Source organism: Anaeromyxobacter terrae, from assembly GCF_022690685.1.
Taxonomy (GTDB): domain Bacteria; phylum Myxococcota; class Myxococcia; order Myxococcales; family Anaeromyxobacteraceae; genus Anaeromyxobacter; species Anaeromyxobacter terrae.
In genome coordinates this window covers 22389-35636 of sequence record NZ_JALCYY010000051.1, presented here as the reverse complement: position 1 = coordinate 35636, position 13248 = coordinate 22389, and the positions used below count along the sequence as shown (strand labels likewise).

The 13248-nt window shown below is 74.8% G+C and carries 10 protein-coding genes; 6 read left to right on the top strand and 4 right to left on the bottom strand.

Features of this window, described 5'->3' with window-relative positions; translation table 11 throughout:
- The first annotated feature begins 178 nt into the window (after positions 1–178).
- Positions 179–391, top strand: coding sequence for a CsbD family protein (locus MNY62_RS19410; RefSeq protein WP_242346005.1), 213 nt, complete (start codon positions 179–181; stop codon positions 389–391).
- Between the two features lie 87 nt (positions 392–478).
- Here the strand turns inward: MNY62_RS19410 and MNY62_RS19405 are convergent, their stop codons facing one another.
- Both MNY62_RS19405 and MNY62_RS19400 read right to left on the bottom strand, forming a co-directional pair.
- Positions 479–2353 carry a M2 family metallopeptidase gene (locus tag MNY62_RS19405; protein WP_242346004.1) on the bottom strand — a complete coding sequence of 625 codons (1875 nt, stop codon included), beginning with the start codon at positions 2351–2353 and terminating at the stop codon, positions 479–481.
- 114 nt (positions 2354–2467) lie between these two features.
- Positions 2468–2698, bottom strand: coding sequence for a hypothetical protein (locus MNY62_RS19400; RefSeq protein ID WP_242346003.1), 231 nt, complete (start codon positions 2696–2698; stop codon positions 2468–2470).
- Positions 2699–2976: 278 nt separating this feature from the next.
- Between MNY62_RS19400 and MNY62_RS19395 the strand changes: the two genes are divergently transcribed.
- Positions 2977–3420, top strand: a complete 444-nt coding sequence (locus MNY62_RS19395) for an HIT family protein (protein WP_242346002.1) — start codon at positions 2977–2979, stop codon at positions 3418–3420.
- Between the two features lie 30 nt (positions 3421–3450).
- Here the strand turns inward: MNY62_RS19395 and MNY62_RS19390 are convergent, their stop codons facing one another.
- Positions 3451–4299, bottom strand: a complete 849-nt coding sequence (locus MNY62_RS19390; protein ID WP_242346001.1) for an NAD-dependent epimerase/dehydratase family protein — start codon at positions 4297–4299, stop codon at positions 3451–3453.
- A gap of 89 nt (positions 4300–4388) precedes the next feature.
- Here MNY62_RS19390 and MNY62_RS19385 point away from each other — a divergent pair, with 89 nt between their 5' ends.
- Positions 4389–4865: an AAA family ATPase gene (locus MNY62_RS19385; RefSeq protein ID WP_242346000.1), complete on the top strand. Its 477-nt coding sequence runs from the start codon at positions 4389–4391 to the stop codon at positions 4863–4865.
- 166 nt (positions 4866–5031) lie between these two features.
- Here MNY62_RS19385 and pgm read toward each other — a convergent pair whose 3' ends face one another.
- Positions 5032–6675, bottom strand: coding sequence for a phosphoglucomutase (alpha-D-glucose-1,6-bisphosphate-dependent) (pgm, locus tag MNY62_RS19380; RefSeq protein ID WP_242345999.1), 1644 nt, complete (start codon positions 6673–6675; stop codon positions 5032–5034).
- A 62-nt stretch (positions 6676–6737) separates the two neighbouring features.
- Here pgm and MNY62_RS19375 point away from each other — a divergent pair, with 62 nt between their 5' ends.
- The 3 genes from MNY62_RS19375 to MNY62_RS19365 all read left to right on the top strand — a co-directional run bounded on the left by MNY62_RS19375 (position 6738) and on the right by MNY62_RS19365 (position 13246).
- Positions 6738–7583, top strand: a complete 846-nt coding sequence (locus MNY62_RS19375; protein WP_242345998.1) for a phosphodiester glycosidase family protein — start codon at positions 6738–6740, stop codon at positions 7581–7583.
- A 159-nt stretch (positions 7584–7742) separates the two neighbouring features.
- Complete coding sequence (locus MNY62_RS19370; RefSeq protein ID WP_242345997.1) at positions 7743–11135, top strand: glycosyl hydrolase family 8; 3393 nt, start codon at positions 7743–7745, stop codon at positions 11133–11135.
- 32 nt (positions 11136–11167) lie between these two features.
- Entirely contained in the window at positions 11168–13246 is a 2079-nt protein-coding gene (locus tag MNY62_RS19365; RefSeq protein ID WP_242345996.1) for a tetratricopeptide repeat protein, read from the top strand.
- Positions 13247–13248 lie beyond the last annotated feature (2 nt).

Here is a 13248-nt window from a genome sequence, read left to right as displayed (position 1 = left end):
CGCAGCCCTGACGCGCGCGCGCCCGCACGAGGCGCGCCCTCAGTCCCGGCTTCGCGCGGAGCCTCGTTCGCCGGCCCGGGGCGGCGCGCCGCGCGCCTGCTCCCTCGCCCCCGCCGCGGGCCCTCGCGCGGGCCACGTCCGGCCGCGAACCCTACCTTGACGTCAAAGGGAGGGTTCGATGAACAAGGACCAGATCAAGGGCAAGATCGAGGAGATCAAGGGCGACGTGAAGCAGCGCATCGGCGGCGCCACGAAGGATCGCTCGACCCAGGGCGAGGGGTGGCTCGAGGAGAAGAAGGGCCAGATCCGCAAGGGCGTCGGCGACCTCAAGGAAGAGGTCAAGCGCGAGGACGAGCGCCATCCGAGCGACGACGTCGGCCGGGACATCTGACGAACGGGCATCCGAGACGACGGCGCCCCGGCGGCCAGGAGCCGCCGGGGCGCTTCGTCGCCTTCCCCTGACCTCAGCGGCCCGCGCTCACCAGCCGCACTGCTGGCCCGCGTTCTGCGCGCGGAGCCACGCGCGCAGCGGCGCGAAGTACTCGAGCAGCGCGGAAGCGTCCGCCTTCTTCGTGCCGGTCAGGGCCGCCATCGCCTCCGGCCAAGGCTTCGAGGCGCCGAGCTCCATCATCGCCTGGAGCCGCTTCCCCGCGTCCTTCGAGCCGTAGATCGAGCACTCGTGCAGGGGGCCCTTCCACCCGGCCGCCTCGCAGAGCGCCTTGTGGAACTGGAACTGGTACACGTGCGCGAGGAAGTAGCGCGTGTACGGCACGTTCGCCGGGACGTGGTACTTCGCGCCCGGGTCGAAGTCGTCCTCGGTCCGGGCCACCGGCGCGTCGACCCCCTGGAACTTGCGGCGCAGGTCCCACCACGCGGCGTTGTAGCGGTCAGGCGCGATCTTCCCGCTGAACACGTCCCAGCGCCACTGGTCGATGAGGCGCCCGAACGGCAGGAACGAGACCTTCTCGAGGGCCTTCTTCATCTGGAAGTTGATGACGCCGTGGTCGTCCTTCGCGACCGACGGGACGAGCCCCACCTGCTTCAGGTAGCCGGGAGTCACCGAGAGGGCGATCGCGTCGCCGAGCGCCTCGTGGAACCCGTCGTTCGCGCTGTCCTGGTAGAGCACCGGCAGGTGCACGTAGGCGCGCTGGTAGTAGTTGTGCCCGAGCTCGTGGTGGATCGTGACGAGATCCTCCTCGGTCGGCCGGATGCACATCTTGACGCGCAGGTCGGCGTCGTAGGTCACGTCCCACGCGCTCGCGTGGCACACCACCTCGCGGTCCTTGGGCTTCACGAGCTGCGAGCGCTGCCAGAACGTCGCCGGGAGCGGGGCGAGACCGAGCGACGAGAAGAACGCCTCGCCGAGCTTCACCATCCGGACCGGATCGTACTTCTGGCGCTTCAGCGCCGCGTCCACGTCGAGGCTCCCCGCGCCCTTGTACGGCTCGACGAGCGGGTAGAGGTTCGACCAGTCCTGCGCCCACATGTTCCCGAGCAGGTGCGCCGGGATGGGCTTGCCGTCCGGGACCTTGTCCTTCCCGTAGAGCTTCTGGAGCCGGGCCCGGACGAAGCAGTGCAGCTCGTCGTAGAGCGGCTTCACCTCCGTCCAGAGCCGGTCGACGTCCGCCTCGAACTCGGCGGGCGGCATGTCGTAGTCGGCGCGCCAGAGGTCGCCGAGATCGCGGAAGCCGATCTCCTTCGAGCCCTCGTTGCCGAGCGTGACGAGGCGCGTGTAGAGCGGCCGCATCTCGCGGGAGATCGTGTGCCAGCCGGTCCAGGCGTCGAGCAGCTCGGGATAGCTGTGGCTCTTCGCGAGGACCTCCTCGAGCTCCTGCAGATCGCGGCAGCGGGGCGCCGGCTTGCCCGGCACCGGCGTGCCGCACCACTTGCCCTTGCCGTAGATGCCCTCGAGCTTGGCGGCGATCTCGGCGAGCTCGCGGCGGCGCGCCGGATCGCTCGGCGCGGGCAGCGAGGTGGCCACCTTGAGCAGGTGCAGCATGCGCGCGGTGTCCGCGTCGACGTCGACGCCGTCGAACCGCACGGACGCCGCGATCGCGCCGGACAGGTACGCCATCACGTCCTCGTTGAGGGCGGCGGCGTTCCGCTCGGTGTCGTCGGTGATGTAGGTGGCCTTGATCCAGTCGGCGGTCGAGGAGCGGATCCAGAGCCGCTTCAGCTCGGAGTTGACGCCGTCGACGAAGGCCTTCGCGTCGGCGGCGCTGGGCTTCGCGGGCGCCGAGGGCGCGACGACCACGGCGCGCGGCTCTGGCGCCGCCGCGGGAGTGGCCGCGCGCGCGGGCGCGCCGGCCAGGAGACACGCGGAGAGGAGCGGGACGAACGGGGTGGGTCTCATGGGGCGCGGATCCTACGAGCGCGCCGCTCGGCGCGCCAGCGCGCGCACGCCGCCCCAGGCGCCTGATCCGGGCTGGGCCGCGCGACACCCGGGCAGGCGCGCGCCGCCCACGAGTCAGTGCGGCTGGCCCCCGCCGCGCCGGTCGTTCGCGAACATCCCCGCGAACGAGCGCGGTTCCTCGTGCAGCTTGAACAGCGGGCACTTCTCGCAGGACCAGCTGTCCCAGTCGAGCTTCACGGCGACGTCGAGGCAGGCGTCGTAGTGAAGGCAGTAGAGATTCCGGTGACCGGCCACGGTCGTCTCGGAGCGGATGAGCTGGGTGAGCGGGGTCGGATTCGGTTCCACCTGGGTGCTCCTGGTCTCGTTCGGAACAGGCATGCGGCCGGTCGATTCCCGGGCCGGGGGCCCGCGCGGAAAAAGTCGTTCGAAAGCGCGCAACTTGGGGGCTACCCCGCGAGGACGGTAGCCCCCGACGGGACAGACCGATGCGCGAATCGGTACAGGTCCCGGTATAACGGCGCCTTTCACGCTGTGCCGCTGACGGGCTCACTCCAACCGGTATTTGCTGTAAGTGTACGCTCCGGGACGCGGCGCGATGCTGCGACGAAGCGCCACGGAGGCCCATGGTTGACGAACAGTGCATCGGCTGCGCGATCGCGCGCGGCCTTCACAGGGTTCCCGGCGGCATCCTGCGGCGCGAGGGAGGGTTCGTCCTGCACGCCCTCGCGGACCCATCGCCGCTCCGAGGCTGGCTCGTCCTGACGAGCGAGCGCCACGCGCGCGCCTGGTACGACCTCCCCCAGGACGAGCTCGCTGCCATCGGGCCGCTCGCCGCGCGCGTCATGGCTGCGCAGCGCGAGGCGCTCGGGGCGGAGCACGTGTACGCGTTCGCCATCGGCGACGTGCTCCGGCACTTCCACCTGCACCTCGTCCCGCGCTTCGCCGAGACGCCGGACCGACTGCGCGGCCGCCGCTGCTTCGAGGGGCAGCCGGAGGACATGCGGCCGGAGCCGGAGCTCGCGGCGGCGGCCGCCGCCGTGGCCGCGGCGCTCCGACCGACGCGCTGAGCCGCGGGTCGGCAGTCCGCCGGGCGCGCGCTATCCGTCGCCCTGGAGGAGCGGCGCCAGCCCGTCGCGAAAGGACGGATACGCGAGCGTGACGTCGAGCGCGGCGCGGGTGCGCTCGGACAGGATGCGGCGGCTGGGGCCGCCGGCCGGGGCCTCCGAGACGGGCGGCGGGATCCCGAGCCGGCCCGAGATCCACGAGACGACGTCTCGGCGCCGCGCGGGCTCGGCGTCGCTGCCGTGGTAGACGGCCCCGGGCGCGCCACGCTCGAGGGCCGCGAGGACGAAGGCGATCGCGTCGTCGCGGTGGCAGAAGTTCATCCACGCGTCGTCGCCCGGCCCGAGCGCGAGCCGCCCGCTGCGCACGCGGTCGAGGACTCCGGCCCGGCCGGGCCCGTAGAGCCCGGAGAGGCGGACCACGGCCGTCCGGAGCGTCCCGGTGGACGCGCCGCGCACGAGCGCCTCCGCCTCGACGAGCACCTCGGCGCCCGGGCTCGCGGGCGCGGGCGGCGTCGCCTCGTCGACGTCCGACCCGTCGCGCTGCCCGAACACGCCCGTCGAGCCGGTGTAGACGAAGGCGCGCGCGCCCCCCCGAGCGGCGGCGGCGAGGAGGGCGCGGTTCGCCTCCACGTACGCCGCGCGGTACGCGAGGGCTCCGTCCGCTCCGGCGGCCTGGCAGGCGACGATCGCGTCCACGTCCGGGAGCCGCGCCGCGGCGCCGCGGACGGCGAGATCGACCGCGAGCGGCTCCACCCGGAGCGCGCGCAGCGCCTCGGCGCGGCCCGGATCGCGGCGTATTCCGGTCACGCGATCGCCTCGCTCGACGAGCCGGCGCGCGAGCGCCGTCCCGAGCCAGCCGCAGCCTGCGACGAGGACGTGCATGCCTCACCTCGCGAGAAGGGTCCGGGCGGATTATGACCGCCGGGCGGCGCGCGTGCAGCCGCTCCTCATCGTGCCGCGCCCGGAGGCGCATGGACCGACCGGACCTCGTCGTCCTCGCCGGCCTGCAGGGCGCCGGCAAGTCGAGCTTTCACCGCGCCCGCTTCGCCGCGACGCACGCGCACGTGTCGAAGGATCTCTTCCGGAGCGCCCGGGACAAGGGCCGCAGGCAGCGCGAGCTCGTCCAGGCTGCGGCGGCCGCGGGTCTGCCGGTCGTCATCGACGACACGAACCCACGGCGCGAGGATCGCGCCGTCCTGGTGGAGCTCGCGCGCGCGCTCGGCATGCGCCCGGTGCTGTACTGGTTCCCGCCGGACGTGCGCGCCTCGCTCGCGCGCAACGCGGGACGCAGCGGGCGGGCGCAGGTGCCGAAGGTCGCGATCTTCGCCACGGCGAGGCGGCTCGAGCCGCCGGAGGCGACGGAGGGGTTCGCGGCGGTGTACGAGGTGCGCCCCGCGCCGGAGGGCGCGTTCCTCGTCACCGCCCGCCCGGACCTCGCGGCGAGCTAAAACGATCATGGTCGCGAACGAACAGGTGAGCGAAGCGAGCCCGCCGGGGCGCCGACGCGTTCGCGGCGAAGCCGCCACGCGGCCGGCGCACGGGACCCGGCGAGCAGGGGTGGGGCCCGACGAGCTCTGCTCGGCGGGGCGGGGCGCGCAGCCCCCGGTGAGATCATCAGACACCCTTCAGCGCCGCCGCGACGATGGCCTTCGCCTCGTCGAGGATGCGCGCGAGGTGCGCCTCGTCGCGGAAGCTCTCCGCGTAGATCTTGTAGACGTCCTCCGTGCCGGATGGGCGCGCCGCGAACCAGCCGTTGTCGGCGACCACCTTGAGCCCGCCGATGTCGGCGCCGTTCCCGGGCGCGCGCGTGAGCCGCGCCACGATGGGCTCGCCGGCGAGCGTCGTCGCCTTCACCGCCTCCGGGGCGAGCTTCTTCAGGATCGCCTTCTCGGCCGGCGTCGCGGCGGCGTCCACGCGCGCGTAGACCGGCGCCCCGAGGTCCGCCGCGAGGGCGCGGTAGAGCTCGCCCGGATCCCTGCCGGTGCGGGCGCGCAGCTCGACGGCGAGGAGGTCCATCACGATCCCGTCCTTGTCGGTCGTCCAGGTCGTGCCGTCGCGGCGCAGGAACGACGCGCCCGCGCTCTCCTCGCCGCCGAAGCCGATGGACCCGTCGAGGAGGCCAGGCACGAACCACTTGAACCCGACGGGCACCTCCACGAGCCGCCGCCCGAGCCGCGCCGCGACCCGATCGATGAGCGCGGACGAGACGAGGGTCTTCCCGATCCCGGCAGCGGGCGACCAGCCCGGGCGGTTCCGGAACAGGTAGTCGATCGCGACGGCGAGGTAGTGGTTCGGGTTCATGAGCCCGGAGCCGGGCGTGACGATGCCGTGCCGGTCGGAGTCGGCGTCGTTCCCGAAGGCGAGATCGAACCGGTCCTTCATCGCGACGAGGTTCGCCATCGCGAACGGCGACGAGCAGTCCATCCGGATCTTGCCGTCGTGGTCGAGCGGCATGAACCCGAAGGTCGGATCGACGACGGGGTTCACCACGGTCAGGTCGAGGCCGTACTCCGCCGCGATGGCGCCCCAGTAGTGCGCGTTCGAGCCGCCCAGCGGATCGACGCCGACGCGCAGGGGAACCCCGCGCGCGGCGTCGAGGTCCAGCGCGGCGCGGAGGTCCTCGACGTACGGCCGGACGTAGTCGCGCACGTGCACGCTCGCGGCGCGGCGCGCCGCCTCGTAGGCGATCCGCTTCACCCCCGCGTTCCCGGACGCGAGGAGCGCGTTCGCGCGCGCCTCGATCGCCGCGGTGACCGCCGTGTCGGCGGGTCCGCCGTCGGGCGGGTTGTACTTGATGCCGCCATCCTCGGGCGGGTTGTGGGAGGGGGTGATCACGATCCCGTCGGCGAGGCCGCCGGCCCGCCCGCGGTTGTGCCCGAGGATCGCGTGCGAGATGACCGGGGTCGGGACCGGCGCGCCGCCCTCGGAGATCACCACCTCCACCCCGTTCGCGGCGAGCACCTCGAGCGCGGTGCGCTCCGCCGGCTCGGAGAGCGCGTGCGTGTCGCGGCCGAGGAAGAGCGGCCCGGTCACGCCAGCGCGGGCGCGGAGCTCGCACACGGCCTGCGCCACGGCGAGGATGTGGGCCTCGTTGAAGCTCTTGCGCAGGGACGAGCCGCGGTGGCCGGAGGTGCCGAACGCGACGCGCTCGGCCGGATTCGCGGGGTCCGGCCGCTCCGCGGCGTAGCGGCGGAGGAGGTCCGGGACGTCCACGAGCAGGTCCTTCGGGGCGGGCTTGCCTGCGAGGGGATGGGGCATGGCGGGAATCTCGCACTCTCCCCGGTCTTGTCACCGTCACGAACGGGCCCGACAATGGACCGATGCGCCTCCCGGCGGCGGCTGCCCTGCTCCTCGCGCTCTCGGCGCCGCCCGCGCACGCGGCGGCGCCGGCGCCCGCTCCCCGCGCCAGCGACGCGGCCCATGGCGGCTTCCGGGCGCTCGAGCCCGGCCTCGAGCTCGGCCAGTTCGACGGCCCGGCCGCCGAGGCCGGCGCCCGCCCCATCGCGATCGTCCGCATCGACCCGGCCCGCTTCGAGCTCAAGCTGCTCAACGCCTCCGCACCCGGCGAGGGCGCCCTGCGCAGCGCGCGCGCGTGGGCCGCGCGCGCCGGGGCGGTCGCCGCGATCAACGCGAGCATGTACCAGCAGGACTACCGCACGAGCGTGTCGCTCATGCGCACGCGCGACCACGTGAACCAGCGGCGCGTGTCCAAGGACCGCTCGGTGCTCGCGTTCGACCCGCTCGCCCGCGGCGCCGCGCCGGTCCGGATGATCGACCGCGACTGCGACGATCTCGAGACCGTGGCGAGGGCGTACGGCACGCTCGTGCAGTCGATCCGGCTCGTCTCGTGCGAGCGGAAGAACGTGTGGGAGCCCTCGCAGCGCCGGTTCTCGGCGGCGGCGATCGGCGTGGACGGGAAGGGGCGCGTCCTCTTCATCCACGCGCGGACGCCGTGGCCGGTCTACGACCTCGTGAACGCGCTCCTCGCGCTCCCCATCGATCTGCGCCAGGCGATGTACGTCGAGGGCGGCCCAGAGGCCCAGCTCTACGTGCGCGGCGGCGGGAGCGAGCACGAGTGGGTGGGCGGGTTCGAGCACCTGCCGCAGGCCGAGAACAGGGAGCCCTGGCCGGTGCCCAACGTGGTGGCGGCGGTCCGGCGGCGCTGAGGATCGCGGTCCCGGCCGCGTTCCCGGCGGGGCCCGGGTTCGGACCGGTCGATCGCGAGCCCGCGCCCGCGCTGACGTCCCCCGTTCGGCGCCCCGCTCGTCCGTGATCCGGGCGGGTGCTTCCTCGGGCGCTCGCCCGCCCCCACCCTCCAGTCGCTCATGCGAGCCCTCGCCTGGATCGCCCTCCTCCCCGTCTCGGCCCTCCTGGCCTGTGGCCACGGCGACGCGGGGCGCGCGAACGACGCGCGGGCCCGCGAGCGCGACGAGCTCTCCGCCCTCTGGAGCTTCTACCGCTACGCGCACGTGGACCACGGCCGCGTCGTGGCGCGTGACGAGGGCGGCATCACGACGTCCGAGGGGCAGTCGTACGCGCTCCTCCGCGCGGTCTGGGCCGGCGACCGCGCCACCTTCGAGGAGGTTTGGCGCTGGACGCGCGAGAACCTCCAGGTCCGCGACGATCGGCTCCTCGCCTGGAAGTGGAAGGACGGCGTCGAGGACCGGAACGCCGCGACCGACGCGGATCAGGACAGCGCCCTCGCGCTCGTGCTCGCCTCGCGCCGCTTCGGCGAGGCGCGCTACCTCGAGGAGGCGCGGCGCCTCCTCGCCGACGTCTGGGAACGCGAGGTGATCCAGGCGGGCGGCCGGTTCCTGCCCACCGGCGGGAACTGGGCGCCGCGAGAGCGCTACCCGACCATCCACGTCGCCTACCTCGCCCCGTACGCCTACGAGGTCTTCGCCGAGGTCGACCCGGCCCACCCGTGGAAGGAGCTCGTGCGCGGGAGCTACGAGGTCCTCCGCTTCCTCTACTTCGACAAGGGCCTCGTGCTGCCGCCGGAGCGGATCTGGGTGGATCCGCGGTCGGGTGCGCTGCTCCTCGAGAAGCCCGGCGGCGGCGCGCCCCAGGTCTTCGGCTACGACGCCGTGCCGATCTTCTGGCGCGTCGCGCTCGACGCGCGCTGGTTCGGGCGGCGCGGCGAGGCGGACCTGCGCGCCCGCATGCTCGCGTTCCCGCGCGAGGCCATCCGCGCCGAGGGGCGGCTCCGCGATCGCTACACCACGGGGGGCCGCGCCCTGTCGGAGCTCGACGGCCAGCCGCACATGGCGTCGGTCGCGGCGCTCGCTGCGGTGGAGGACCCGGCGCTCGCCTCCGAGCTGCGTCACGGGAAGCTCGACGCGCTCTTCGAGCGCGCGCTCGCGGGCGAGGAGACCCCCTACTACCTGCACAACTGGCTCTGGCTCGGCCGCGCGCTCGAGCTCGGCGTCGCGCGCCGGTTCGACGAGCCGCTCGCGTTCCTGCTCGGGATCGACTGGAGCCCGTTCGAGGAGCGCTTCCCGCTCCTCCCGGTGCTCGCCGCCCTCGCGCTCGCGCCGCTCGCGCGGCGCTTCACCTGGGCGCGCGCGGGCCTCGTCGCGCTCGCGGTCGCGATCTCCGCGCGCTACCTCGGCTGGCGCGCCCGGGAGACGCTGAACTTCATCGAGCCGCTCGGGCCGGTCATCAGCCTGTCCCTGCTCGCCGCCGAGGCGTACGCGTTCTCGACCGTCCTCTTCCTCGTCGTGCAGGTGGGCGTCTCGCGGCGCCGGCGCGAGCCACCCGCGCCGCTCGCGCCGGGCGAGGAGGTCCCCTCGGTCGACGTGTTCGTCCCCATCTACTCCGAGTCCCTCGAGATCCTCGACAAGACGCTCGCCGCCTGCGCAGCGATGCGCTACCCGAGGAAGACGGTCCACGTCTGCGACGACTCGCACCGCGAGGCGGTCGCGCGGCTGGCCGCCGAGCACGGCGCGCGCTACATCGCCGGCCCGAAGCGGCACGCCAAGGCCGGCAACCTCAACAACGCCCTCTCGCTCACCGCGGGCGACCTCGTCGTGGTGTTCGACACCGACCACGTGCCGAGCGCGGCGTTCCTGGAGCGCACGGTCCCGCACTTCCGCGACGCGGGCATGGGCGTCGTCCAGACGCCGCATCACTTCTACAACCCGGACGTCTTCCAGCGCGCCTTCGGGACCGGCCCCGCCGTCCCGAACGAGGCCGACCTCTTCAACCACGCCATCCAGGCGGGCCGCGATCGCTGGGGCGGCGCGTTCTTCGTCGGCTCGGGCGCGGTGTTCCGGCGCGCCGCCATCGCCTCGGTGGGCGGCTTCAACCTGCTCTCGATCACCGAGGACATCCACACGAGCCAGAAGCTCCACGCGAAGGGCTGGCGCTCGGCGTTCGTCGACGAGGACCTCGCCGTCGGGCTCTCCGCCGAGAACGTGCAGAGCTACCTCGTGCAGCGGCGTCGCTGGATGCTCGGGTGCCTGCAGATCTTCTTCAAGGACAACCCGCTGCTCGAGCGCGGCCTCCCGCTCCGGCACCGCGTCGGCTACTTCGCCTCGCTCTGGTACTTCTTCTTCCCGCTCGCGCGGGTGGCGTTCTTCCTGACGCCGCTCTGGTACCTGCTCTTCCACCTCCACCCCCTCTTCGCGGACCTCCCCGTCCTCCTCGCGTACCTCGTCCCGCACCTCTTGCTCTCCACGCTCGCCGCGAACGCGCTCCTCCCCGGCTGGCCGCGGCTCCTGTGGGGCACCGTCTACGAGGCCGCGGTCGCCTTCCCGCTCGCGCGCGCGACGCTCGACCTCCTCCTCCCGAAGAGCCTCGGGTTCAAGGTGACGCCGAAGGGGATCGTCTCGAACCGGCGGCGGTTCGACGCGTCGTCGTCGCGGCTCACGATCGCCGCCGCGGCGCTCGCCGCGGTCGCGCTCGGGAAGGGCGCGTTCGAGCTCGTGGCGTTCGGGATCGAGGTCGAGGCGTACGCGTTCAACCTGTTCTGGGCGGGCGCGAACCTCGCCGCCGTGCTCGCTGCGCTCCTCGTCGCGTGGGAGCGGCCGCAGCGCCGCGAGGACGAGCGCGTGCGGCGGCGCGTACCCGTGCGCGTCGAGGCGCCCGAGCTCGCGCTCTCCGCCGAGACGGTGGATCTCTCCACCACCGGGGCGGGGCTCCGCCTGCCCGCGGGCGCCGCGCTCCCCGCCGCCGTCGAGCTCTCCTTCGGGACGCGAGAGCCCCTGCGCGTGCGCGCCCGCGTCGCGTGGCGCGAGGAGGTGCAGGGCGCGGTCCGGGCCGGCCTCGCCTTCGAGGGGCTCCCCGCGGAGGCGCGGCGCGCGCTCGCGCGGATCGCCTTCTCCTCCGAGGAGGCGTTCGCGGGTGCCCACGACGGGCGGACCCGCAGCCAGGTCGCGATGGCGCTCCAGCTCCTCGCCGGGATCGCCCGCGCGTTCCTTCCGCTCCGCGCGCGCCGTCGCCTCACGCCCCGCCACGGGGCGCTGCGCGGGCTCGCGTGGGTGGGCGCCTCCCGGCGGGTCCGCGGCGTCGTGCTCGACACCTCGCCGGGTGGGCTCGGCGCGCTCTTCCTCGGGCGGCCGCCCTCCGACGCGCTCCCCATCGTGCTGCGCGAGGGCGTGCGCTGGGCGCGCGTCGCGCACGCGCGCCGGGTGCTCCCGGGCGTGTGGCGCGCAGGGCTCGCCTACCTGCCTGCGCCGCTCCCGGGCGGCGAGGCGCGTGAGTACCTTGCCGCCTAGAGAGCCCTCGCAAAGACCCGAGAGAGATCCGAATGTCCCGCTCCCTCCGCGCCGCCGTCGTCGCGGTCGCGCTCGCGCTCGCGCCGGCGGCCCGCGCCGGCCTCGCCGAGTCCTGGTACCTGTCGCGCGGCCGCGCGAACATGCAGATCGAGAACTACGGCGCCGCGATCGAGGCGTGGCGGAAGGCGCTCGAGCTGAACCCGAACGGCCGCGAGGCCTCGCGCAACCTCTGCTGGGCGCTGCTCCGGAACGGCGAGACGGACCGCGCGGTCGCCGAGCTCGACCGCCACCTCGGGCGCTTCCCCGACGACTGGCAGCTCGCGTTCGAGCAGGCGCGGCTGCTCCAGTGGTCCCGCTACGCGTACCGGTCGAAGGACGCGGTGAGGTACCTGCGCATGGGCCTCGCGTGGCGGGACGATCCCGCCCGCCGCCGCGAGCTCGCGCGGCTCCTCGGCCGTGACCGCGCCACGCTCGACGACGCGCTCGCCGAGTACGGCACCCTCCTCGCGGCCACGCCGGACGACGCGGCGCTCCGCGACGAGTGGCTGAAGCTCCTCCTCTGGGACCGGCGGCACCGCGACGAGGCGGTCCGCGAGCTCGAGCGGCGCCTCGCCGCGAGCCCGGGGGACGAGCGCGCCTCGCGCGAGCTCGCCCGCATCACCGCCGAGGATCCGCGCCGGGCGGGAGAGGCGGCGGAGCGCTACGCCGCGCTCGTCGAGCGAAACCCCGGCGATCCCGACCTGCGGCTCGGCCGCGCCCGCGCGCTCGCCCGCGCGGGTCGGCGCGACGAGGCCCGCGGCGAGTACGCGCGCGCGCTCGCGCTCCGCTCCTCCGCCGAGGCGAGGCTCGAGTACGCCGACGTGCTCGCCGCCGATCCCGCCTCGGCGGACGCCGCCCGCCGGGAGTACGAGGCGGTGCTGCGCGAGCGCCCGCGCTCGCGGCGTGCCCGGGTCGGGCTCGCGCGCGTGCTCGGCGCGCGCAGGGAGACGAGCAAGGCCGCCATCGCGGTCTACGAGACCGTGCTCGCCGAGGCGCCCGATGACGCGGAGGCGCACCGCGGCCTCGCGCACGCCTACGCCTGGAACGGCGACGCCGATCGCGCCCTCGCGCACGGGGAGCTCGCCGAGCGGTATGGCCGGGCGCGCCCGGACGTCGCGGCGCTGGAGCGCTCGCTCCGGGTCGGGCGCGAGCCGTCCGCGGGAGCCGGCGCGCGGGTGCTGGCCCAGCCGGGCGGCGCGGCGCTCTCGCGCGTGGGCGCCTTCGTGTCCGGCGCCGCCGAGCCGACGCCGTTCACCTCGAGCGCGGTCGAGGCGGGGTTCGCCGTCGCGCGCGGCGAGGCCGGCGCCGAGGCGTCGGGGGCGAACGTCACGGTCCAGGGCGAGTGGCGGCCGGCGCCTGGAACGCGCCTCGAGCTCCAGGGCGCGCTCGACGGCGTCCGCCGGGGGGGCGCCGCCCTGTCGGGCGCGATCGCCCTCCCGCGCGCCACGGAGGCCGGCCGCGGCGCCCTCGGCGTGCGCCGCGCGGCGCGCCTCGACTCCTTCCGCGCCTACGCGGGCGAGCGCGTCGGGGACGCTCGCGCGGGCGCGGCGAGCGACAACCTCGTGGAGCTGCGCCTCGCGCGCGGCGCCGGCACTCGGATCGAGCTGACCGCACGCGCCGGGTCCATCTCCGCCGAGGGGATCTCGCCCGTCTTCGCGTCGGCGCTGGGCGCGCGCGTCGATCGAGCGCTCACACGGGCCCGCGGCTTCACGATCGCGGCCGGCCTCTCGGCGGACGCGCTCCACCACGCCCGCGATCTCTCCGCGACGGGCGACCCGCTCGATCCGTCGCCGGGCGTGTTCTCACCGCGGCTCTTCCTCTCGGCTTCTCCTCGCCTCGTCGTGACCCGCGACGCGGGCGCGCGCGGCTGGCTCTCGCTCGACGCCGGGCCGGCGCTGCAGGTCGTGGGCGGCGCGGGCGGCGGCGTCCGCGCCGGGGGCGACGCGCGGCTCGCGTTCACGCAGCGGGTGGGCGAGCGGCTCCGGCTCGGCGGCGAGGCGCGCGCTGAGCGGGTGGCGGACGTGTACACCCGGCTCGAGGCAGCGCTCACCGCGGCGCTGCTCTTCCCGTGAGC

Bases quoted from the DNA above. Each gene is read 5' to 3' on its own strand.
- MNY62_RS19410 (WP_242346005.1), top strand. From the start codon at position 179: ATGAACAAGGACCAGATCAAGGGCAAGATCGAGGAGATCAAGGGCGAC.
- MNY62_RS19405 (WP_242346004.1), bottom strand. From the start codon at position 2,353: ATGAGACCCACCCCGTTCGTCCCGCTCCTCTCCGCGTGTCTCCTGGCC.
- MNY62_RS19395 (WP_242346002.1), top strand. From the start codon at position 2,977: ATGGTTGACGAACAGTGCATCGGCTGCGCGATCGCGCGCGGCCTTCAC.
- MNY62_RS19390 (WP_242346001.1), bottom strand. From the start codon at position 4,299: ATGCACGTCCTCGTCGCAGGCTGCGGCTGGCTCGGGACGGCGCTCGCG.
- MNY62_RS19385 (WP_242346000.1), top strand. From the start codon at position 4,389: ATGGACCGACCGGACCTCGTCGTCCTCGCCGGCCTGCAGGGCGCCGGC.
- pgm (WP_242345999.1), bottom strand. From the start codon at position 6,675: ATGCCCCATCCCCTCGCAGGCAAGCCCGCCCCGAAGGACCTGCTCGTG.
- MNY62_RS19375 (WP_242345998.1), top strand. From the start codon at position 6,738: ATGCGCCTCCCGGCGGCGGCTGCCCTGCTCCTCGCGCTCTCGGCGCCG.
- MNY62_RS19370 (WP_242345997.1), top strand. From the start codon at position 7,743: ATGCGAGCCCTCGCCTGGATCGCCCTCCTCCCCGTCTCGGCCCTCCTG.
- MNY62_RS19365 (WP_242345996.1), top strand. From the start codon at position 11,168: ATGTCCCGCTCCCTCCGCGCCGCCGTCGTCGCGGTCGCGCTCGCGCTC.